The organism is Lentzea sp. NPDC055074 (assembly GCF_053608005.1).
Genome location: NZ_JBSGUQ010000005.1, coordinates 21,153 through 42,164 on the forward strand (window position 1 = coordinate 21,153; position 21,012 = coordinate 42,164).

The following is a 21,012-nucleotide window of genomic DNA, read 5'->3' on the forward strand; positions in this document are numbered from 1 at the left end:
GGGGCCAGCGCCATGGCCGCGCCATGATCATCACGAGATCGTGGTGATCATGAAATCACTCCTGATCGCGGCGATGGTCGCGGTGACTCCTTTGCCGCCGCTGCAACCGGAACTGCTGCACGCGGCGATCGCCGACCTCGAACACCCGGTGGTCACGTCGGCGCAGCTGCGGGTGGCGGGCCCGGCCGGCCGCTGGTACGGCGCGGAAGGCACGGCGGACGAGCAACGCGCCGTCCGGCCGGACGACAGGTTTCGGATCGGCAGCGTCACCAAGGTGTTCGTGGCGACGGTGGCGCTGCAGCTGGTGGCGGAACGCAGGCTCAGCCTCGACACCAGGGTGCGGCACTACTTCCCCGACCTGCCGGAGACGATCGACCCGGTGACCGTCGGGCAGTTGCTGAACCACACCAGCGGAATCCCCAACGAGGTCGGCTACCCCGACCTGAGCACGCCGGAGAAGGTCCTCGCGCACCGCTACGACCAGTGGACGGCCGAGCAGCTCCGCGCGCTGGTTCCCGCCACGCGGCCCAAGTTCGACGCCGGCACCAAGCAGGAGTACCGGGGCATCAACTACCTGCTCGCCACGATGGTGATCGAGAAGGTCACCGGCCGCGATCTGGCGCAGGAGGTGGAGAAGCGCATCACCCGGCCGCTCGGCCTCACCAGGACCTACGTCCCCGCCCGCACCGAGACGAGGATCCGCGGTGCGCACGTCCACGGTTACCTGGACGTCTCGGGGCAGAAGGTCGACGTCAGCGACTTCAGCACGTCGAGGGCTCACGGCGAGGGCGACATGGTCTCCACGACCGGCGACCTCACCCGGTTCTCCCAGGCGCTCTTCAGCGGAAGGCTCCTGCCGGAAGCGTTGCTGGAGAAGATGTTCACGCTGCCTCAGGTGTCCATGGTGGACGGCCGGCCCGCGTCGTACGCCACGGGTCTGCAGACCTTCACGATCAACGGCGTCGAGGTGTGGGGCAAGACGGGGGAGTGGTACGGCTACGCGGCGGGCGTGTTCTCGACCAGGGACCAGCAGCGGCGCATCGCCTACTCGTTCACGCCGACCGTGCGCGACGCCACGCAGCAGGAGATGACGCTGCGCATCGCGAACGCCGTCACCAGCCCCTGAGCTGGTCCGCCCTGATGCCGTACTGCGCCATCTTGCGGTAGATCGTCGCCCGGCCGATGCCGAGCTCGGCGGACGCCTGTGCGATGGTCGCGCCCGGCTCCGTCAGGCAGCGCACGATCTCGTCGCGCTCCAGGGCCTGCAGCCTGCTCAGCCGGTGGCCGACGCTGGTGAACACCTCGGCGGGCAGGTGCTGCACGTCGACGACGTCCGACCGGGCGGCCGCGACGCGCACGACCTGGCGCAGCTGCCGGGTGTTCTCCGGCCATTCGTAGGACAGCAAAGCGCGCACGGCGGCCGAGGTGAACGTGACCTCACGGCCTCGGTCGCGGTGCGCGAAGTAGTGCGCCAGCGGAAGGACGTCGTCCGGGCGGTAGCGCAACGCCGGTGCCTCCACGACCACGTCGACCAGCGGGGCCAGCGCCTCGGGCACCGCCTCGGTCGCCGTCAGGGCGAACCCCGTGAGCAGCGGGGCCAGGGAGGACGCGGCCCACGCGGGCAGTGCGTCCACGTCCGAGACGACGACGCAGGTGTCGGCCTTGCCCAGCTCCGGGGTCCACAGCCGCAACCACGAGCCGACGTCGTCCGGCGCCGGTGGACGGGCGTTGAGCAGGCGTTCGCGAGGACGGACCGTGCGGCGCGCGAGGGTGGCCAGCGCGGTCTTGCCCGCTCCCGGTTCACCGACGACGGCCACGACCCGGTCGTTGCGCATCGCGTCGACCGCCGTCGCCACCGCGGACGTCCACGCCGCGGACAGCCGGGGCGGCTCCACCCGGTCGGCGTAGACGCGGAACACCTCGCCGCGCGGTGTCGGGCGGGCCTTGCGGCCGGACGCGCGGGCCAGCATCAACGCCGCCGTGTTGCCCGCCGCGGCCTGCGCCAGCGCGAGCAGCAGGTCGGACGACTGCTCCGACCAGGTCGTGAGGTTCACGCTGCCGGCCAGCGCGCCGGAGAGCGGGTCGAGCACCGGCACCGCCGCGCACGTGTAGCCGCGCAGGCCCGTGCAGTAGTGCTCGTCGGCCCTGACCAGCGACGCCGTGCGGTCGGCGAGGGCGAGGCCCAGGCCGTTCGTGCCCGCGTTGGTCTCGGCGAAGTAGAAGCCGGGTGCCAGGGAGACGCGGTCGAGCGAGCGGACGATGGCCGGGTCCGTGCACAGCCTGGTCAGCACCAGGCCCTCGCTGTCGGTGATCATCAGGCTGATGGGCTCGTTGGACAACGTGGCGTGCAGCCCGCGCAGCACCTCGTGGCCGCACTCGTAGAACAACGACGTCGTGTCGACCGTGCCGGTGAAGACGGGCCGGACCTCGTCCTCGGGCACGCCGTACCCCTCGCTGCGCAACCACGACGCCCGCAGGCGCTGCGGGATCGCGGCCAGCCGCCGGTCGTCCACGTCGACCTCCTCGTCGCACGTCCGGACCCCAGAGTACGACTCCCAGGTTCGTGCGAAGGGGTACCGGCTGTCTCAAAGTGAGACACCGGGCACCTCCCTGAGCTGCGGCGATCTTCCTACGGTCGGTCCCAACCACCACAGGAGGCGGCCATGTACTCGAAGGACGGCGAGAGCTACTTCATCGTCGACGCGCACGTCGCGCTCTGGGACGCCCGCCCGGAGAACCAGCGCAACATCCACGGCAAGCAGTTCATCGACTGCTTCTACGACTACCACCGCAACCTCTCGCCGGAGGAGGAGGTCTGGTCGTACGAGGAGTACCTGTACCAGGGCGGCGAACGCCTGATGAAGGACCTGTTCGACGACGGGTACGTGGACCACGCGATCTTCCAGCCCGCTCACCTGGGTGCCTTCTACAACAACGGTTTCGGGCAGACGGAGGAGGCGTTCGCGCTCACCTCGAAGCACCCGGACAAGCTCACCTACAACCACTGCTGGGACCCGCGCCGCGAGCAGCAGGGCCTCGACGAGCTCAAGCGCGACGCGGAACGGTTCGGGCTCAAGGGCGTGAAGCTCTACACCGCCGAGTGGTACGGCGACTCGCGCGGCTGGCGGCTCAACGACCCGTGGAACTACCGGTACCTGGAGACCGCGCAGGAGCTGGGGATCAGGAACATCCACATCCACAAGGGGCCGACGATCCGGCCGCTCGACCGCGACGCGTTCGACGTGGCGGACGTGGACCACGCGGCGACGGACTTCCCCGAGCTGAACTTCGTGATCGAGCACTGCGGGCTGCCGCGGCTGGAGGACTTCTGCTGGATCGCCACGCAGGAGCCGAACGTGCACGCGGGCCTCGCGGTCGCGATGCCGTTCATCCACACCCGGCCGCGCTACTTCGCGCAGATCATCGGCGAGCTGCTGTACTGGCTGAACGAGGACCGCATCCAGTTCTCCAGCGACTACGCGCTGTGGACGCCGCGCTGGCTGATCGAGCGGTTCGTCGACTTCCAGATCCCCGCCGACATGACCGAGTACGCGCCGCTCACCGTGGCGCAGAAGAAGAAGATCCTCGGCCTCAACGCGGCCCGCATGTACGACATCCCGGTGCCCGCCGGTCTCGACCTCGCCCCGGTTGAGCAGGAGGCGGTGTCGGTCGCATGATCGACACGGCCGTGTACGAGGCGCTCGGCGAGGTCATGGACCCCGAGCTGGACGAGCCGATCACCACGCTCGGGTTCGTCAGGTCGGTGGAGCTGGACGGCGACGTCCTGACCGTCCACTTGCGACTTCCGACGGCGTTCTGCGCGCCGAACTTCGCGTACCTCATGGCATCGGACGCCAAGGACGTGCTGCGCGGCCTCGCGAGGCACGTGCTCGTGGTGCTGGACGACCACCACGACTCGGACGTGATCAACCGGGGTGTCGCCGCCGACGCCGGGTTCGTCGGCACGTACGGCGACGAGGCGTCCCGGGAGCTGGAGGACCTGCGGCTCACGTTCCAGCGCAAGGCCCACGCGGCGGCGATGGAACGGGCCGTGCGCTCCGTGCCGCTGGAACGCCTGAGGTCTCTGACGCTGGCGGAGCTACCGGCTTCCAAGGCGACGGAAGCGTTGCGGCGCAGGCGGTCCGCGCTCGGCTTCGACACCGCGCCGGACGCACTGGTGCTGGTCGACGACAACGGCGTACCGCTGCCACCGGGCGACCTCCCGCTGCGCCTGCGGTTCGCGAGGTCGGTCGGCATCTCCATCGAGGGCAACGCGCACTTCTGCCGCGGCCTGCTCCGCACCCGTTACGCACTGGAGGGAACGTCATGAGGGCCGTGCAGGTAGTCGGCTACCACAAGCCGTTGGAGCTCATCGAGGTCCAAGAGCCCGAGGTGACCGGTCCGTTCGACGTCGTCGTGCGCATCGGCGGCGCCGGAGTCTGCCGCACGGACCTGCACATCCTGGAAGGGCAGTGGGCGGAGAAGTCCGGCGTGACCCTGCCGTACACGATCGGCCACGAGAACGCGGGCTGGGTGCACGCGGTCGGCGCGGCCGTCACGAACGTCGCGGAGGGCGACAAGGTGATCGTGCACCCGCTGATCACGTGCGGCCTGTGCCGGGCCTGCCGCAGCGGTGACGACGTGCACTGCACCGCCTCGCAGTTCCCCGGCATCGACACCGCCGGCGGCTACGCGGAGTACCTGAAGACCTCGGCGCGTTCGGTCGTGAAGATCGACGACGCGCTGGAGCCCTCCGACGTGGCGGCACTCGCGGACGCGGGCCTCACGGCGTACCACGCGGCGGCCAAGGCGGCGCGCAGGCTGCGGCCGGGGGACCGGTGCGTGGTGATCGGCGCGGGTGGCCTCGGCCACATCGGCGTGCAGGTGCTCAAGGCGCTGACCGCGGCGGAGATCGTCGTCGTGGACCGCAACCCGGACGCGGTGAAGCTCGCCGAGACCATCGGCGCCGACCACGGCGTCGTCGCGGACGGCGCGCACGTCCCGGCCGTCCTCGACCTCACCGGCGGGAACGGCGCCGAGACCGTGATCGACTTCGTCGGCGAGGGCGGCGCGACGAAGGACGGCGTGGCGATGCTGCGCAGGGCGGGCGACTACCACGTCGTCGGCTACGGCGAGAACATCGACGTGCCCACGATCGACATCATCTCCACCGAGATCAACCTGATCGGCAACCTCGTCGGCTCCTACACCGACCTGTGCGAGCTGATGGTGCTGGCGGCGCAGGGCAGGGTCACGCTGCACACCCAGAAGTACCCGCTCGACCGGTTCCAGGACGCGATCGACGACCTGGACGCGGGACGGGTGCGCGGCAGGGCGATCCTCACGCCCTGATTCCACGCCGGGGCGGCCCACTACGATCGTCCTCGTGGACCTGGTGCGGGTGCGGAAGCGCTGCGAGAAGGAGATCCAGCGGCTGGGCATCGGCACACCGCTCGACGTCGCGGCGCTGTGCGCACGGCTGGCGGAGCAGCGCGGCAGGCCCCTTCACCTGCTCGCGCTGACTTCGCGCACCTCCAACCCGTCCGGGCTGTGGGTGTCGGCGAAGAAGGCCGACTACATCTTCTACGACGAGTCCGTGAGCGAGGCGCACCGCGCGCACATCGTGCTGCACGAGATCGGGCACATGGTGTTCGAGCACGCGGGGGTCGCCGAGCTGGACGACCTGACCGCGCGCCTGCTCGCGCCGAACCTCGACCCGAAGGTGGTGCGGCAGCTGCTGTGCCGCGACAGCTACGGCAACGAGCACGAGCAGGAGGCCGAGCTGTTCGCCACGCTCGTGCTCATGCGGGCGGACTTCGAGCTCGTGGGCACCGTGACGCCGGTCGAACCCGATCCCGAGCTCGCGAGGTTGCGGGAGGTGCTCGGTGCTTAGGGCGTTCCACATCCTCGTCGTGCTGCTGCTCTGGGCGTGCACGGCGTACCGGGTGATGCTGCTGGTGCGGCGGCCGTCGCGGAGCTTCGGCAACGCCGCCGTCTGCCTCGCGCTGCTCTTCCTGGCGCTCGGGTTCACGGTCGGGTTGCCGCCGCTCTACCTGCGGATCCCGGTGCTCGCGGAGGGCGCGAGCCTGGTCCGGCTGGTGCAGCACGGGCTCATCGTGGTCAGCCTCTTCTGGCTGAACGTCTTCGTGGCGCACTCCGGGTCGCGGTCGAGGACCGGGATCGTGGCGCGGGCGGGGACGGCGGTCGTCGCCCTCGGCTCGATGATCGTGCTGTTCTGGCTGGCGAACCCCGGCAACGACGCGGAGGACTTCGTCGGCGCGTACGCCAAGGCGCCGTTCGTGACGGAGTACCTGCTCGTCTACCTCGGTTACATGGCGTTCGTGCTGGTCGACGTCTTCCGGCTCACGAGGCAGTTCGCGGGCGCCGCGGCCGACGGGCCGATGAGGTTCGCCCTGCGCCTGTGGTCGGTCGCCAGCCTGATCGGGTTCGCCTACGCCGCGCACAAGGCCGCGTACGCCCTGGCGTCCCGCCTCGACCTGCAGCCGCCCTGGTGGGAGGGCGCCGTGTCGACGTCGCTGGGCGGTCTCGTCCTGGTGTTCTTCGTGGCGGGCCTGACGGCGTACCTGTGGGGGCCGCGGATCGCCCGTGCCTCGGAACGGCGGCGGCAGCACCGACGGTATCGCGAGCTCCTGCCGTTGTGGCGGGCCTGCTACGACGTGATGCCGGAGATCGCGCTCGTGGCGCCGGAGGAGCGCGTGCCGATCGACCTGCGCGTCTACCGGTGCGTCATCGAGATCCTGGACGGACGGCTCGCGCTGCGGGCCTACTGGGACACCCGGATCGCCTCGCGGGACGGCGAGGCGGCCGCGCTGGCGGCGGCACTGCGGGCGAAGGCCAGGGACGAACCCGTCGAGGCCGGTCCGGCGAGCCTGCCCGCGCTCGACGTCGCCGGGCTGACCGAGCTCGCGCGCGACTTCAGGACTCTTTCGGCGGCAGGCCCTCCAGCTCGCGCACGCGGTTGATGATCTCGGTGATCGTGTCCAGGCTCTTGTCCGAGAGCCCGGACGCCCGCATCGCGACCTCCCGCACACCGTTGTCCTTCAGTGCCGTGACCAGCGCGATCTCGCTCTCCACTTGCTCGCGCACCGTGTCGTCGAAGAAGTAGGCGGCCGGCACCCCGAAGAACGTCGCGAGCGCGGTGAGGTGCTTGAGGGTCGGGTTGTCCCGCTGCCCGGTGCGCAGGTACCAGAGGTAGGACGCGGAGATCGTCACGCCCTGGTCGCGGGTGATGGCCTCGGCGACGTCCTCGTTGCTGTACTCGCGCTGCTCGGACGCCCGGATGGAGCGGAACAGGTGGTCCAGCCGCGCGGCCAGGGTGTGGCTGTCGGGCTTCTCGCGGTCGGTCATCCCACCCACCTCGCGTTTTGACTGGCGTGAATCCGAAAAGTGTGACATTCACACCGGTTGACGGCCCGGGGTGGACCGGGTTTAACTTACCTCGCTTCAACTGGGGTGAATCAGCGCAACACGCTCTCCACGTCAGTCAAAGAGTGAGGCGGGGCCACGCCACTGGGGGTGGCGTGGCCCCCCTGAGCGACTCGTTCGGGCTGTAACGTCCCGCCGGACCTCGCGGATGAACGGGCCATGGGTTTGGTCACGATCCAGGGCGACGACGTCCGCTTCAGCGAGACGGTGTCCCGTGTCGCCAGGACTTTGCGCCCGCTCGGGCCCCTCGGGCAGTACATCGCCGAGTCGTACGCGCTCACCACCGAGATGCGGCGGGTCGAGTCGGAGTCCTCGGAGCGCAAGGAGATCGTCCTCGCGCTGCTGGACCAGCGCCGCCAGGAGTCGTCCGCCACGCTGCGCCACGCGCGCAAGCACCTCGGCGGCGTGGAGAAGAACGCCGTGGCGATGCGCGAGTGCCTGCTGGAGATGCAGCGCAAGGCGGTGAAACCGGGGCTGGCACTGGAAGAACGCCAGATGTACATCGACCTCACCGAGCGCCTCACCACCCTGCTCGTCCAGCAGCACAAGGAACTCGGCGACGACGTCACGGCGGTCGTCGACAAGGTCCTCAACGGCGGGGGCGCGCGGAACGTCGCCGCCGCGGCGGGAGTCGAGCGGCGGCGCGGCCGGGGCCGGCGGTAGGGGTACCGGGTCGTGGCGAAGAACGACAGGAGCGCGCTCGGGTGCGGCCTCCTGCTGATCACCCCGGTCCTCGCGTGGTTGCTGGTCCGGTACCTGCTGTCGGCCGCGGCCGTGGCGCACATCCTGGTCGGCGACCGGGCGGACCAGGCGCACCGGCTGACCGACAACCTCTGGGGCACGGCCCTCTCCGTGCCGTTGGCGATGGTCCTGATCCGGTGCGTGCTGCACCGCGACGGACGGCTGCGCCGCCACACGACCTGGCCGCGGCGCTGGCTCGGGATCCTGCTGCGGGCCGTGGTGCTGCTCTGCGCCGTGAACTTCGTCGCCTATCAGGCGCTCGCGCTCGACGGGCCGCTCGGCCGCCCGTCCGAGGTGATCACCGGCCACGTCTGGCCGGCCATCTGGAAGTCGGGCCTGACCGCGATCGTCGTGCTGATCGTGACGAGGGCGTGGGACAGGCATTCCTGGCGGCTGCCGACGCGGGGCAACCTGCGCCGGGCGGTCCGGGAGGTCGACGCCGTCACAGCCGAGGTCAGGGCCGCGAACCAGCGGGTGGCGCAGCAGACGGAACAGGTGCGCACGCGCCTGCGGATGATGCGGGCGGGCGGTCCCGCGCACAGGGGATCGGGGCTGGAGTTCCCGGCCCTGTGCGGCTTCCACCGCGAGTCCTACCAGTGCGCCGACCTCGAGTACGGCAGGTACGAGTCCGCGCAGACGTCCATGCACAGGGTCGAGTACCTGGTCCGGCGAACGCGGAAGGCGTCCACGCGGTTGAGGCGCGAAGGCGTCCACGAGGACATGCAGGCACTGGCCGCGCACCTGGAAGGGCAGCGGGACGTGCTGAAAGTGGACGTCGACCAGGGGCTGAACGCGGTCCGCGGTCTCAACATCGGCACCGCCGACCTCAAGTACGAGATCCGCGACACCTGCGGGCCGCAGGGACAGCAGTGGTACGCCGAGCTCGAAACGCGCATCGACGAGGCACGGGCGGCACGCGGCGAGAGCCCGCTGCACTGAAGCCCTCGCACACCAAGGAGAGAGCAGTGACGTTGTCGGACGGGCGGCGCCGGTGAGCCGCAACCAGCGCGGTGGTGGCAGTGGCTGCGCGATCGCGTTCTTCGTCCTGTTCCTCGCCATGCCGACGGCGATCGTCCTGGCGGCACCGGCGGTCGCGGCGCGCATCGTCGTCGACGGCGTCCCCGAACACGCGGTCCACCTCCACGAGTGGCTCTGGGGCTCGCTGGCGGCGGTGCCCTTGTCGATGGTGCTGACCAGGTTCGCCTTGCACCGCAACGGCCGCCTGCGCGGCTCGCCACCGCTGAAGCGCTGGTCCGGCCTGCTCGTGCGCGGCCTCGTGCTGCTGGCCGCTGTGAACACCTACGTGTTCCTGGGCAAGAAGCCGTCCCTGCCCGGCGACCACGTCGTCGACGACGGCACCTCGCTCTTCGGCAGCGCGGCAACGGCCGCGGTGCTCGTCCTGGTGATGATGAGGCTCTGGGACCGCCGCGCCCGCAGAGTCACCGTCGAGGAGGTCCGCAGCGCCGCGGCGGAGGCGGACCGCGCGCTGGTACGCGTCCGGGCCGAGAACGCCAAGGTGCGCCGCCAGGCCGAGCGGGTGCAGGCACGGCTCGTGAAGCTGCGGGCGAGGAACACGGCCGACGGCGAGGTGAAGTTCCACGCTCTGCGCCTCTTCCACCGCGAGTCCTACCAGTGCGCCGACACCGCGCACCTCAACTACGAGTCCACGCAGGCCTCCCTGCGCACCATGTCGTTCCTGGCCCGGCGGGCACGGGTCGCACCGCGTCAGCTGATGGTGAGCAGGCAGGCCCGGATCGAGATGCGGGCGGCCGCGGCACACCTGGAGAGGTCGCGGGGAGAGTTGCGGACGCAGGTCGACCACGGGCTGGAGCAGGTCCGCACGCTCAACGCCAACACCCACGAGCTCAAGCACGAGATCCGGGACAGCTGCGGCACCGATGGCCGGCAGTGGTTCGCGGATCTGGAGCAGCGCATCGAACAGTCACGGGCGGAACGCGGCGAGCGGTCGTATCGCTGACGGAAGGAAACCCGCTGGTTCTCACCGTCGCGGAGGTGGTGGCAGAACAAAGCGCCCGTGTTGTCGCGGAACGGATCGCGTGAGGACGCTTGCGGACTGAAATCAGACAGAAAACGTGTAGTTGCTTAGTGCGCCGATGGGTTTGGTCGAGCGCTGCGCGCTGATGGCCGTCGTGAACTCGGGCAGCTGTGGCGGAGGCCACTGTGGTGGTGCGCTCCTCGGCCTCGGCTCGGACGCGTGGGGGCCGGCGCGGGATTGGCCGGCATCGGCGGTTCCGTCGGGGCCGCGATCGGCGTCATCGCGGTGCAGGTGCCTGGGCGCTGCTCGCGTTGATCGTGGCCGTGTCGTCCTCGTCATGGCCATGACCAGCGGAATTGACGCGATCTTGATGATGTGCGCGAGGCCGGTCTCACTGATCACGGCCCAGGAATGACCGGAGTCGATCACCGCGGCCCGCCTTGATCGTCATGCGAATTTCGGAATAAGTGCTGGTGACGGATAGCGACACTTGGTTGCGCTCCGCGCCCGCGTAGAAGACCCCGTGCGTCCTTGTCAAGTTCATGCTGAATAGCCACTGCGTTTCCACAGTTCTGTTGCCAAAAGCCCAGCTAGGCATCCTTTCGCCCGCTCGGTCGCCTTGACCAGCCCTGGCCTGCGAGTGCGTGTTCATCCATCTCAACGAGCGAGAGCGATCCTGGGTTCGGGGGTGTTGCGTTGCGCATCCGACTGAGTACTCTGCTCTCACCCCCTCAAGATCATCGCTGTTGATCGTGTTGATCATGTGGTGTTATCTTTCCGTCGCCAATTCGGGTGGTCGTGGAGCGTTGTGAAGCTGAAGAACGTGCCTGAGACGAATTACAAGACAATTCGTTCTCGGCTCACTGGTGTCGTGGTGGTTCCCAGCGTCGTCCTTCTGGCCATGTGGGCGCTGTTCTCGTCCTACACGGTGTTCGAGGGGCTCTACCTCCAGCTGGTCGCCTCCGGTGTGCGGGACGCGTCGATCCCCGCCGTCCAGTCCTTCGCGTCGCTGCAGAAGGAACGCGAGCTCAGCATGACGAGCCTGAGCCGTCCCGGTGCGAACGCGTCGGCGTTGCTCAAGCAGCAGCAGGACACCGACAAGGACGTCGAGAAGATGAAGTCGGCGTTCGCGGAGCTCGCCTCCCAGGCGCCGCAGGAGATCGTCGACGGCATCAACAAGCTCAACGGGCTGCTGGAGCAGCTGCCCGACCAGCGCGAGCGGCTGGAGACCGGCAACTCGTCCAAGGACGAGGTCTACCGGTACTACAACAGCGTGCTCGACGCCGGTGGCTCGCTGTTCGGCACGCAGGCCCGCGTGGTGCCCGACGCCGAGACCGTCCAGGGCGCGATCGGCGCGGTGCAGTACTTCCAGGCCTCCGACGCGGCCTCGCGGTCCAGCTCGATCGCGGCCGGTGCCATCGCGGCCGGCAAGTTCACGCCCGAGGAGCACCGCGAGTTCGTCCAGCTCGTCGGCGCGTACCACTTCACGCTCAACGTCATCGAGCCCACCGCCCTGCAGAACGTGCGCGACCACTACAAGCAGCTCACCGGCAGCGCGCCGTACCAGCAGCTGGTCGGCCTCGAGAACCGCCTGCTGCAGAACGCGGAACGGGCCATCGGCCAGCAGGTCTCGCTGACGGACTGGGAGAACACCAGCCGGGCCGTGTCGGCCGAGCTCACCACGCTGGTGCAGGAGCAGTCGACCGGCGCCGTGAACACCGCCATGGCGAACGGCAAGGAGAAGTTCACCACCGTTCTGATCGGCAGCCTGATCGCCCTGATCGCCGTCATCGCCGGCATCTTCGTCGCGGTGCGCGTGTCGAACCGCCTCGTCAACAAGGCGTTGATCGTCCGCCTGATCAGCCTGAAGAGCGACTCGCTCAAGCTCGCCCACGAACGGCTGCCGAGCATCGTCGAGCGGCTGCGGGACGGCAAGCACGTCGACGTCGCCGCCGAGGTCCCCGCGCTCGACTACGGCAACGACGAGATCGGCCAGGTGGCCGACGCGTTCAACGCCGCGCAGTACACCGCCGTCGCCGCGGCCGTGAAGGAGTCGCAGACGCGCGAAGGCGTGAACCGGGTCTTCCTCGACATCGCGCGCCGCAACCAGGGCCTGGTGCACCGCCAGCTCAAGATCCTCGACAAGCTGGAGCGCGAGGAGGAGAACCCGGACCACCTCGACGCGTTCTTCCAGCTCGACCACCTCGCCACCCGCGCGCGCCGCAACGCCGAGAACCTGATCATCCTCACCGGTGAGCAGCCGGGCCGGCAGTGGCGCAAGCCCGTGCGCATGCTCGACGTCGTGCGCGCCGCCGTCGCGGAGACCGAGCAGTACGCCCGCGTGAAGGTGCACCCGGTGCCGGAGGTCGCGCTGGTCGGCGCCGCCGTCGCGGACACCATCCACCTGATCGCCGAGCTCGTCGACAACGCGACGTCGTTCTCGTCGCCGCGCTCGCAGGTCGAGATCCACAGCAGCGAGGTGCCGCAGGGCCTCGTCATCGAGATCGAGGACCACGGCCTCGGAATCAAGCCGGAGGACCGCGAGCAGCACAACAAGATGCTGGAGGCACCGCCGGACTTCGAGGCGATGAGGCTGCGCGGCGAGTCCCGCCTGGGCCTGTTCGTCGTCGCCCGGCTCGCCGCGCGCCGCCACGTCCACGTCGAGCTGCGCGACTGCCCGTCCGGCGGCACCATCGCGCTGGTCCTGATCCCGTCCGAGCTGATCGTCGGTGAGGCGGGCGCGGTCGACCCCGCGGACTCCGTGCAGATGCCCAAGCCGACGTTCCGCCAGCAGACGATGCAGCAGGCCTCGCGTTCGCCGGAGGCCCTCGGGGCCGCCGTGCCGATGCAGGGCGAGCTGACGCACGACTCCCTGCCCGCCGAGAGGCCCACCGAAACCTTCCAGCTGGACGAGTTCTGGGCCGGGAGGGCAGTGGGAAACGGCCGGAGCCCAGACCCGGAAAGGGATCTGGACAGCAACAGCGGGCAGATCGAGCTGCCCCGGGACGACCGCCTGGGCGGCACGTGGCCGACCGACGACCCGGCGGAAGGTGAGGCGACGACGCGTCAGAACGCACGGCCGGAGCTGCCGCGCCGGAGGCGGCAGCAGCACCTTGTACCACAGCTGGCCAACGACGAACTCCGGCCGATGCCCGAACTCGCGGAGTTCAACCCCGAGGAACGGGCGGAACGCACCCGCGACGGCATGTCCGCCTTCCAGCGGGGCACGCGTGACGCCCGCCAGGCGGACGACGTCGTGGAACCGTGATCACGAATACTGAAAGGGCTATTTCCGTGGACGACCTGACCGGCGGGCACCCCGAGCTCAACTGGCTGCTGGAGGACCTCGTCGCGAGAGTGGTCGGTGCCCGGCACGCGGTGGTGCTCTCCGCGGACGGCCTGCTGCTCGCCCACTCTCCCGAGCTGTCCAAGGACGACTCCGACCACCTCTCGGCGATGGCGTCCGCGTTCCAGAGCCTCGCCCGGGGCACAGGACGGCACTTCGGGGGTGGACAGGTCCGCCAGACCATCGTGGAGATGGAGCGCGCGCACCTGTTCGTCACCGCGGCGGGGCAGGGAGCCTGTCTCGCGGTGGTGGGTGACGAGGACGCCGACATGGGCATGATCGCGTACGAGATGAACATGCTCGTGAAGCGCGTCGGCGCGTACCTGTCGTCCGCGCCGAGAACACTGGCGTCGCCCAGGATGCCGAACCCCCTCGGCTTGTCATGAGCAACTCCTCCGACTGGTGGTACGACGAGGCGGCGGGCCCCATGGTCCGCCCCTACGCGATGGTCAGCGGCCGCACCAGGCCCAAGCCCGCCGGCGAGGACCTGACCCTGACGACCCAGGTCCGGGCGCTGCGCACGACGACGGACCAGGGCGCGCTCTCGGTGGAGCACCTGGAGATCATCAAACTCTGCCGGAAGCCGCTTTCCGTCGCGGAGGTCGCCGCCTACCTGCACGCACCGCTCGTCGTGGTGAAGGTGCTCCTGAGCGACCTCATCCAGCGCGGTGACGTCATCACCAGCGGCCCGGCCACCACGGTGGCCCCGGTCGACATGAACCTACTCCAGAAGGTGCTCGATGGTGTCCGTGCAATCTGACCGCCCGGATTCCGGGCGGGGCAAGGAAGAACTCCTCGTCCCCTCGTCGGTCAAGATCGTCGTCGCCGGTGGCTTCGGCGTCGGCAAGACGACGATGGTCGGCGCGGTCAGCGAGATCACCCCGCTGCGGACCGAGGAGCTCCTCACCGAGGCAGGCGAGGAGATCGACGACCTCTACGGCGTCGAGGGCAAGACCACCACCACGGTCGCCCTGGACTTCGGCCGCATCACGATCAATCCCGAGCTGGTGCTCTACCTCTTCGGCACACCGGGCCAGGACCGCTTCTGGTTCCTGTGGGACGAGCTGGCGATCGGCTCGATCGGCGCCGTCGTCCTGGTCGACACCCGCAGGCTCGACGCGGGCTTCGGCGCGATCGACTTCTTCGAGCGCCGCGGCATCCCGTTCGTGGTGGCGGTGAACTGCTTCCAGGGCAGCCACTCCTACACGGCGGAGGAGATGCGCGTGGCGCTCGACGTCTCCGAGTCGGTGCCGCTGCTGCTGTGCGACGCGCGCGACCGCGAGTCGTGCAAGAAGGTGCTCGTCTCCGTCATCGAGCACGCGATGAACCGGCTCGACGTGATGGCCTGAGCCACGCTCCCGTGAAGCCCTTGGCGTTGTCCGCCAAGGGCTTCCACGTTTCTCAGGACCTGACCTGCTCCAGCCGGCAGCGGAACGGCCGCAGCATCACCGGTGCCTCCGTGAGCCGGTAACCGGGCACCTGCTCGGGGTTCTTGGCGATGCCCGCGAGCGTCTCGGCCACGTACTCCAGGTGGCTGCGCGTGTAGACCCGCCGCGGGATCGCGAGCCGCACCAGCTCGAACGGTGCCGGCGTGAGCAGCTCACCGGACTCGTCGATCTCGCCGAGGTAGAGCGAACCCAGTTCGGCACAACGGATCCCGCCCGCGAGATACAGCTCCGACGCGAGGGCGTGGCCGGTGAACCGGCTCGACGGGATGTGCGGCAGCAGCCTGCCCGCGTTGAGGTACACCGCGTGCACCCCGGCCGGGCGGACACTGTCCACACCGGCCTGACGCGCGCACTCGGCCAGGTACGCGGTGGCGTCGGCCCGCTCGCGCAGGTACAGCGGGTCGGTCACCTCGATCAGACCCTGCGCGCACATGTCCAGGTCGCGCCCGGAAAGCCCGCCGTAGGTGCGGAAGCCCTCGGTGGCGATCAGCAGGAGCTCGCACTGCTTGGCCAGATCGGTGTCCTGCAGCGCGAGCATCCCTCCGATGTGGACGATGCCGTCCTTCTTCAGGCTCACCACGCAGCCGTCCGCGAGGCGGAACGCGAGCTTCGCGACCTCGCGCGGGCTGCGGCCGCGGTACTTCTCCTCCCGCTGCGTCACCAGCCACGCGTTCTCCGCGAACCGCGCCGCGTCCAGGAAGAACGGCACCCCGAACCGGCGGCACAACGCGCTCACGGCCTCGAGGTTCGCCATCGAGACCGGCTGCCCGCCACCGCCGTTGTTGGTGATCGTCATGAGCACCAGGCCGACGTCCTCCGGCCCGTCCAGCACGGCTTCGAGCGCGACAAGGTCGATGTCGCCCTTGAAGTCCGCGTCGCTGTCGAGGTCTGCGGCCGCCGGGGACGGCAGGTCCCGCACCACGCCGCCCGCCAGTTCGACGTTCGCGCGCGTGGTGTCGAAGTGGGTGTTGCCGACCGAGAGCTGCCCCGGCTTCAGCAGCGCGCCGAACAGGATGCGCTCGGCCGCACGGCCCTGGTGCACGGGGAAGATGTGCTGGTACCCGGTCAGCTCCTCGGCGACCTCGCGGAACCGGAACCAGGACCGGGCTCCGGCGTAGGTCTCGTCCCCGCGCATGCCGGCGGCCTGCTGTTCCGCGGACAACGCGCCGGTGCCGGAGTCGCTCAGCAGGTCGATCGTGACGTCGTCCGCAGTCAGGTTGAACTGGTTGTACCCGGCCTCGGCGTAGCGGCGTTCCCGGTAGTCGCGGGTGGTGATGGGGATGGGTTCGACGACCTTGATGCGGTACGGCTCCACGGCGGTGGCCTTTCTGGGGTGCTGCGGTCGGGGCTGTGTCGAAGTCCGGTTCGATGAGAGCTGCGCTTGAGGTGGTTCCTGGTCCGTCCGTGCCGCCAGGGGCCGCCTCGGGCCCGGCTGTCGTGAACCGGACTTCGACACAGCCCTAGACGAGAAGGGCTTTGCTGCGCGGTGGCGTGACGTCGTACGCCTCCGAGGACAGGTAGACCGACACTCCCGGCTTCGGTCTGCCGAGCCGCAGCGACACGTGGGCGATCAGTCCCACCCCGTCGCTCAGCGGCCGGCGCACGAGGCTGGCGAGCGCCATCACGAACGGCGCCGTGTCGAGCCCGCAGCGGGCCATGATCGCCAGCACGCGCTCGCAGGCCTCCAGGTCGTCCTCGACGTAGTCGCGCAGCGGCATGTAGAGCGAGTAGCCGCTCGGCCGGTCCGTGTCGCCCGCCATGAACGTGTAGCTCGACATCATCGGGCGTCGGGTGAACGGGCCGGTGCCACCGCACGCGAGCGCGCAGACGTCCGCCAGGAGCTCCGGATCGACGTCGGGGGCCACCGCGGCGGCGTGCACCACGTCCGAGACCATCGCGTCGTCGTGCGACACGTACGTCTTCACGCGCGCCCGGTTCTCGTCCATGAGGTCGAGGGCGAAGAAGGAGAACCTGTCGAGCCCCTCGCGCCGCAGGCCGTGCTCGGTGATGGCCGGGAGCGCAGTGCTCAGACCGAGCCGTGACAACGCCTCGGTGACGAGGTCCGTGCCGTGCGCGGGCCCGCGCACGTCGGGGTTGAGGTACACCTTGATCGCGGGCGCGCCCGAGGGCTGGACGATCAACGCGTACCAGAACGCGAAGGCGCCCTGCGGGTCCTCCGGCAGGAACAGGTCGCGCACCAGGTCGAACTTGTCCCGTCTCAAGCCGTGCTCCCGCACCAGCCGGTCGAGCACCTCGAGCGCGGTGGCGAGGTTGGCCCGGCTGCCGGGCTGCTCGGCGAGCGACTCGACGATCATCCGCACGGCGGGGCGCTCGTTTTGGGCCAAAGCCACCGAGAATTCGACCGGGGAGTGGTCGTCGGCGACGAATGACGGCCAATGCGGAGTGGGGGACAGGGGCAGCCGGGAACCCGGTCCTAATGCCTCACCCAGCAGTTTTGTCGCCGTATTAGCGGAGCCGGCTAAACCGACGGCGCGCAGGAGGTTGTGAAGTTGTCCGATGGCGAAATCGTGCAGCGAGACGGCTGGCGCGCTCAAGATGGGGCACTCCTGATCGGCCGGGAATCGATCGGGTCGCAATCCTGACGGGGTGGAATCGCGAAGTGAATTCTCTCAACCAGCCACATGCCCAGGTCAAGAGCCAAGGGGGTTGCGTGCGACACTCTGGACTGTGATGAAGATTGCACCATGCGGTCTATTGACTTGACCGTTATCGCCGTCGTCTTGCGCAATTGCGTTCGACTGCACGGGTGTGCTATGCGGGGCGGCTATTGGTATCGCAGAGTAAGGTTTGTGTCATTAGCGGGCTCCGTGGTAATGCGCCCGTATCGTGACCGTTTGTCCCGGTACAAAAGAAAACGGGGGCGCCCGCGGTGCGGACACCCCCGTTTGGGGCTTGTATTGAAACTCCTCAGCCGCCGGACTTCGCGCAACGCGCTTTGCCGGGACAGCTGCGGATCATGCGCACCGAGGGGGCCTCGGTGATCGTGGCGGGCGGGTTCACCGCACCGCCGGGCCACTGCACGGAGATCGCGATCGACGCCGCGTTGTTGTCGTAGTTCTTCTCCAGCAACGCCCGGTCGGAGTTCACGACGTTCACGACGTCGTACACACCGGACTTGACGTGGGTGAGGTCGAGCCACTGGAAGTCGACCTCGTACTTGTAGTCGTCACCCGAGCCCACCGAGATGCCGAACACGACGTCCAATGCGGACGGGTTGTGGTGCTCGCACATGTGGCCGTCCAGGCGCTTCGCGAGCCGGCCCGCCGGGGTCGTGGGATCCGTCGGCCTGTTCGGCAGGTCGTCGGAGACCTCGTAGCGGTCGCCGAGGCAGAAACCGTTCTTGCGGTCCGTCACGACCACGCTGCCGTCGGGGTTGCGCAGCTGGAAGTACTCGAAGTTGAGCAGGTGCCAGTGCGTGTGCGTGGGCGCGGGCTCGTAGTACGCGCTCGACCTCGTCTCGCGGCGGGCCTCGTTGTACGACCCGGCGAGCGATCCGTCCACACCGGACTGAACGGCCTGGCGGACGTTCATCGTCGGGGTGGAGGTGCTGTCGCGGTGCGCGTGCAGCAGCAACGGGCCGTCGCCCACGTTGTCGATCGACGTGGTGAACCGCAGGCGCACGGCCTGGGCGGACCCACCGCGGTTCATGCACTTGCCGCGCGGCGCCGACGCGTCCTCGACGAGGCACACGTCCCAGGCGCGGCACAGGAGCGGGGAGCCGTTGTACCCACCGGGGCAGCCGACGGGCGCCTGGCGGAGGTCCGGCAGCAGCGGCGCGGGATCGGCCTGGACGTGCTGCGAGGAGACGAGGTTGACCGCGGTGATCGTGAGTGCTGCGATCACCGCGCCGATTCTGCTGAGCATGCGGTGTTCTCCTGGTTCGAGAAGCTCCTGGCGTCGCGCAGGAGGGAGGCCGTCACCGAGTCGGAGAGCTCGACGCTCGAGTTCCAGCTGGTGACGTTCGGGTAGACGTGGGCCGTGGTGGCGAGCAGCAGCCGGGTGCCGGCGACCTCGACGGCGGGCCGCTTCGTGAGGTAGCCCAGCGGGTACACCGGTTCGACGAACGGCGCCTTGAACACGCGCACCTCGTCGACGTCGTCCGGCGTGAGTCCTTTGTGGATGCTCAGCAGCTGCTCGGTCCAGCGGCGGGCGATGCTGTCGGAGTCCTCGCGGTACAGCGCGGAGTCGCGGCCGGTGTAGTGCATGACGTACACCAGGTGGCGGTCGCCGTAGCGCTCCGAGCCCGTCAGCGGGGTCATCTCGATCACACCGTCGAAGTCCGTGCCCGAGCGCAGCACCGGCGCCCAGTAGTGCCCGGACAACGGCTTGCGCAGGAAGAACAAGGTGTTGACGACGCCCTGGTACGGCAGCTGGACGTCGGGCAGCAGCGGCGCGAGGGCGGTGTCCGCGATGGTCCGCAACGCCGGCAGCGGGAGAGTGGAGACCGCGTGGTCCGCCTCGATCGTCTCGCCGTCCGCCAGGGTGACGACCACCCGGTCCTCGTCGGCTTCGAGCCGCGCGGCCGGAGCCGAGACGCGGACCTCGCCGCCGTGCGCCTCGATGGACGCCTTCAGCGCGTCGATCACGCTCTTGTAGCCACCGGCGGGGTAGCCGCGCACGGCCTCGTTGCTCTCGCGGCCCAGGCGCTGCCACACGTACAGCGCGGGCACGTCGCCGAACGCGGCACCGAACTTGGCGCCGAACATCGGGGCGAGCAGCATCTCCCAGATCTTGTCGCCGTACAGGCCGCGCAACCAGTCCTCGGTGCGCATGCCGTCGAGGTCCTTGCCCTTGCCCAACCGGCGCAGCAGCAACGAGACCACGCCGAAGCGGATCCGGTTCACGAGGCTCAGCGGCCGGAACCGCAGCAGGTCGAGCGCCGAGTTGAACGAGCGGTGCTCACCCTCGACGACCATGCCCATCGAGGTGGGGTTCCAGTCGACGCTCTCGCGCAGGCCGATCTCGTCGAGCAACGCCAGCAACGCGTCGTCGGTCGGCATCACGCAGTGGTAGAAGCGTTCCACCGTGCGGCCCTGCGAGGTGAAGAACGTGCCGAGGCCGCCGAGCTGGTCGCTCGCCTCGAGCAGCGTCACGGCCATGCCCTCGCGGGCGAGGCGGTGCGCGGTGGCGAGGCCGCAGATGCCCCCGCCGATGACGACGACGCGCTGGGGCATCAGAGCTTCCGGAACGGCACGGGCGCGAGGCGGTCACGCGTGAGCAGGAGCAGGTACTGCTTGAGCGTGCGGCCGAGCCGGAGCTTGCTGGCGCCGGGCTTGCGGTCGTAGCGCAGGTGCAGCGGGATCTCGCTGACGATCGGCCCGCAGTGCCGCAGCTTGAGCAGGAGCTCGACCATGCAGGCGAACCCGCGTTCCTCGACCAGGCGCTCGCCCCAGTGCGCGGAGGCCCGGCGCAGCAGGCTCACCCGGTACGCGCGGAAACCGCTCGTGAAGTCGCGGACCCCGTCGAAGTGCAGCACCTTGCCGAACACGACGCGGGCCCCGCGCGAGAGCAGCCGGCGCCACTGCGGCGCGGTCGAGTCGTCGCCGCCCGCGACGAAACGGGAGCAGATCACGACGTCCGCGCCGGCCTTGACCTCGGCCAGCATCGCCGGGAAGACACCGGGGTCGTGCGTGTCGTCGGCGTCCATGACGATCAGCACGTCGTCGGGCTCGGCCTCGTCGAGCGCGGCCATCAGTCCTGATTGGACGGCCTGGCCGAGTCCGAGGTTGACCGGGTGGGTGACGAGGCGGACGTCGAGCCCGCGCACGCCGGTCGTGCTGGCGCCGGTGCCGTCGGACGAGCCGTCGTCGACCACCCAGACCGTGATCCGGTCGGCGAGGTCGGTGCGGGCGATGCGCGCCAGCAGGGACGGCAGCGCCACGGCCTCGTTGTAGGCGGGCAGGACGACGTGCACATCGCCGCACGTGCGGATCGGCTTCTGCACGATCGCGACCGGTTCACCGGCCGAATGCCGGATGCCGTGTTCGTCGACTCTCACTCTGGCGCCCCCTCTT

General features: G+C 69.5%; 20 protein-coding genes. 13 read left to right on the top strand and 7 right to left on the bottom strand.

The genetic code is table 11. The features are described 5' to 3' along the window. Positions 1 to 49: 49 nt before the first annotated feature. Positions 50 to 1,126 carry a serine hydrolase domain-containing protein gene (locus ACWF7A_RS13270; protein WP_452250688.1) on the top strand — a complete coding sequence of 359 codons (1,077 nt, stop codon included), beginning with the start codon at positions 50 to 52 and terminating at the stop codon, positions 1,124 to 1,126. Here ACWF7A_RS13270 and ACWF7A_RS13275 read toward each other — a convergent pair. Beyond that, entirely contained in the window at positions 1,113 to 2,513 is a 1,401-nt protein-coding gene (locus tag ACWF7A_RS13275; protein WP_452250689.1) for a helix-turn-helix domain-containing protein, read from the bottom strand. The genes ACWF7A_RS13270 and ACWF7A_RS13275 overlap by 14 nt on opposite strands. Before the next feature lie 150 nt (positions 2,514 to 2,663). Here ACWF7A_RS13275 and ACWF7A_RS13280 point away from each other — a divergent pair, with 150 nt between their 5' ends. From ACWF7A_RS13280 to ACWF7A_RS13300, 5 genes are read left to right on the top strand one after another with little or no spacing between them, the layout of a single operon-like run. Beyond that, positions 2,664 to 3,677, top strand: coding sequence for an amidohydrolase family protein (locus ACWF7A_RS13280; protein ID WP_452250690.1), 1,014 nt, complete (start codon positions 2,664 to 2,666; stop codon positions 3,675 to 3,677). Further along, positions 3,674 to 4,330, top strand: a complete 657-nt coding sequence (locus ACWF7A_RS13285) for an iron-sulfur cluster assembly protein (RefSeq protein WP_452250691.1) — start codon at positions 3,674 to 3,676, stop codon at positions 4,328 to 4,330. Before ACWF7A_RS13280 ends, ACWF7A_RS13285 begins: the two co-directional genes overlap by 4 nt. Next, complete coding sequence (locus ACWF7A_RS13290) at positions 4,327 to 5,352, top strand: NAD(P)-dependent alcohol dehydrogenase (protein ID WP_452250692.1); 1,026 nt, start codon at positions 4,327 to 4,329, stop codon at positions 5,350 to 5,352. Before ACWF7A_RS13285 ends, ACWF7A_RS13290 begins: the two co-directional genes overlap by 4 nt. A gap of 34 nt (positions 5,353 to 5,386) precedes the next feature. Further along, positions 5,387 to 5,893 carry a hypothetical protein gene (locus ACWF7A_RS13295; RefSeq protein WP_452250693.1) on the top strand — a complete coding sequence of 169 codons (507 nt, stop codon included), beginning with the start codon at positions 5,387 to 5,389 and terminating at the stop codon, positions 5,891 to 5,893. Continuing rightward, complete coding sequence (locus ACWF7A_RS13300; protein WP_452250694.1) at positions 5,886 to 6,983, top strand: MAB_1171c family putative transporter; 1,098 nt, start codon at positions 5,886 to 5,888, stop codon at positions 6,981 to 6,983. The genes ACWF7A_RS13295 and ACWF7A_RS13300 overlap by 8 nt, the downstream gene beginning before the upstream one ends. Here the strand turns inward: ACWF7A_RS13300 and ACWF7A_RS13305 are convergent. After that, complete coding sequence (locus ACWF7A_RS13305; protein WP_452250695.1) at positions 6,937 to 7,368, bottom strand: helix-turn-helix domain-containing protein; 432 nt, start codon at positions 7,366 to 7,368, stop codon at positions 6,937 to 6,939. The two genes, ACWF7A_RS13300 and ACWF7A_RS13305, sit on opposite strands and share 47 nt — an antisense overlap. A 237-nt stretch (positions 7,369 to 7,605) precedes the next feature. Between ACWF7A_RS13305 and ACWF7A_RS13310 the strand changes: the two genes are divergently transcribed. The 7 genes from ACWF7A_RS13310 to ACWF7A_RS13340 all read left to right on the top strand — a co-directional run bounded on the left by ACWF7A_RS13310 (position 7,606) and on the right by ACWF7A_RS13340 (position 14,878). Beyond that, on the top strand, positions 7,606 to 8,109 hold the full coding sequence (locus tag ACWF7A_RS13310; protein ID WP_452250696.1) for a hypothetical protein: 504 nt from the start codon (positions 7,606 to 7,608) through the stop codon (positions 8,107 to 8,109). A gap of 12 nt (positions 8,110 to 8,121) precedes the next feature. After that, positions 8,122 to 9,126, top strand: coding sequence for a hypothetical protein (locus ACWF7A_RS13315; protein WP_452250697.1), 1,005 nt, complete (start codon positions 8,122 to 8,124; stop codon positions 9,124 to 9,126). 52 nt (positions 9,127 to 9,178) lie between these two features. Then, the gene (locus ACWF7A_RS13320) at positions 9,179 to 10,165 is read left to right on the top strand and encodes a hypothetical protein (RefSeq protein WP_452250698.1); all 987 of its coding nucleotides are present in this window, start codon (positions 9,179 to 9,181) and stop codon (positions 10,163 to 10,165) included. Between the two features lie 889 nt (positions 10,166 to 11,054). Beyond that, complete coding sequence (locus ACWF7A_RS13325) at positions 11,055 to 13,451, top strand: nitrate- and nitrite sensing domain-containing protein (protein WP_452250699.1); 2,397 nt, start codon at positions 11,055 to 11,057, stop codon at positions 13,449 to 13,451. 26 nt (positions 13,452 to 13,477) lie between these two features. Further along, entirely contained in the window at positions 13,478 to 13,915 is a 438-nt protein-coding gene (locus ACWF7A_RS13330; protein WP_030475700.1) for a roadblock/LC7 domain-containing protein, read from the top strand. After that, a complete protein-coding gene (locus ACWF7A_RS13335; RefSeq protein WP_452250700.1) occupies positions 13,912 to 14,289 on the top strand; it encodes a DUF742 domain-containing protein in 378 nt (125 codons plus the stop codon). Before ACWF7A_RS13330 ends, ACWF7A_RS13335 begins: the two co-directional genes overlap by 4 nt. Then, a complete protein-coding gene (locus ACWF7A_RS13340) occupies positions 14,270 to 14,878 on the top strand; it encodes a GTP-binding protein (RefSeq protein ID WP_452250701.1) in 609 nt (202 codons plus the stop codon). The genes ACWF7A_RS13335 and ACWF7A_RS13340 overlap by 20 nt, the downstream gene beginning before the upstream one ends. 52 nt (positions 14,879 to 14,930) lie before the next feature. On the opposite strand, the gene ACWF7A_RS13345 is transcribed toward ACWF7A_RS13340, so the two are convergent. The 5 genes from ACWF7A_RS13345 to ACWF7A_RS13365 all read right to left on the bottom strand — a co-directional run bounded on the left by ACWF7A_RS13345 (position 14,931) and on the right by ACWF7A_RS13365 (position 20,996). Beyond that, the gene (locus tag ACWF7A_RS13345) at positions 14,931 to 16,292 is read right to left on the bottom strand and encodes a tryptophanase (RefSeq protein WP_452250702.1); all 1,362 of its coding nucleotides are present in this window, start codon (positions 16,290 to 16,292) and stop codon (positions 14,931 to 14,933) included. Between the two features lie 145 nt (positions 16,293 to 16,437). Further along, positions 16,438 to 17,574 (bottom strand): tryptophan dimethylallyltransferase family protein, encoded by a 1,137-nt coding sequence (locus ACWF7A_RS13350; RefSeq protein WP_452250703.1) that lies wholly within the window; start codon positions 17,572 to 17,574, stop codon positions 16,438 to 16,440. A 331-nt stretch (positions 17,575 to 17,905) separates the two neighbouring features. Then, positions 17,906 to 18,862: a lysyl oxidase family protein gene (locus ACWF7A_RS13355; protein WP_452250704.1), complete on the bottom strand. Its 957-nt coding sequence runs from the start codon at positions 18,860 to 18,862 to the stop codon at positions 17,906 to 17,908. Further along, the gene (locus ACWF7A_RS13360; protein ID WP_452250705.1) at positions 18,838 to 20,172 is read right to left on the bottom strand and encodes an NAD(P)/FAD-dependent oxidoreductase; all 1,335 of its coding nucleotides are present in this window, start codon (positions 20,170 to 20,172) and stop codon (positions 18,838 to 18,840) included. The genes ACWF7A_RS13355 and ACWF7A_RS13360 overlap by 25 nt, the downstream gene beginning before the upstream one ends. Next, positions 20,172 to 20,996 (bottom strand): glycosyltransferase, encoded by an 825-nt coding sequence (locus tag ACWF7A_RS13365; protein ID WP_452250706.1) that lies wholly within the window; start codon positions 20,994 to 20,996, stop codon positions 20,172 to 20,174. The genes ACWF7A_RS13360 and ACWF7A_RS13365 overlap by 1 nt, the downstream gene beginning before the upstream one ends. Positions 20,997 to 21,012 lie beyond the last annotated feature (16 nt).

Coding starts and splice junctions, on each gene's coding strand:
- ACWF7A_RS13280 (WP_452250690.1), top strand. CDS start 2,664: ATGTACTCGAAGGACGGCGAGAGCTACTTCATCGTCGACGCGCACGTC.
- ACWF7A_RS13360 (WP_452250705.1), bottom strand. CDS start 20,172: ATGCCCCAGCGCGTCGTCGTCATCGGCGGGGGCATCTGCGGCCTCGCC.
- ACWF7A_RS13290 (WP_452250692.1), top strand. CDS start 4,327: ATGAGGGCCGTGCAGGTAGTCGGCTACCACAAGCCGTTGGAGCTCATC.
- ACWF7A_RS13335 (WP_452250700.1), top strand. CDS start 13,912: ATGAGCAACTCCTCCGACTGGTGGTACGACGAGGCGGCGGGCCCCATG.
- ACWF7A_RS13305 (WP_452250695.1), bottom strand. CDS start 7,368: ATGACCGACCGCGAGAAGCCCGACAGCCACACCCTGGCCGCGCGGCTG.
- ACWF7A_RS13340 (WP_452250701.1), top strand. CDS start 14,270: ATGGTGTCCGTGCAATCTGACCGCCCGGATTCCGGGCGGGGCAAGGAA.
- ACWF7A_RS13285 (WP_452250691.1), top strand. CDS start 3,674: ATGATCGACACGGCCGTGTACGAGGCGCTCGGCGAGGTCATGGACCCC.
- ACWF7A_RS13310 (WP_452250696.1), top strand. CDS start 7,606: ATGGGTTTGGTCACGATCCAGGGCGACGACGTCCGCTTCAGCGAGACG.
- ACWF7A_RS13270 (WP_452250688.1), top strand. CDS start 50: ATGAAATCACTCCTGATCGCGGCGATGGTCGCGGTGACTCCTTTGCCG.
- ACWF7A_RS13355 (WP_452250704.1), bottom strand. CDS start 18,862: ATGCTCAGCAGAATCGGCGCGGTGATCGCAGCACTCACGATCACCGCG.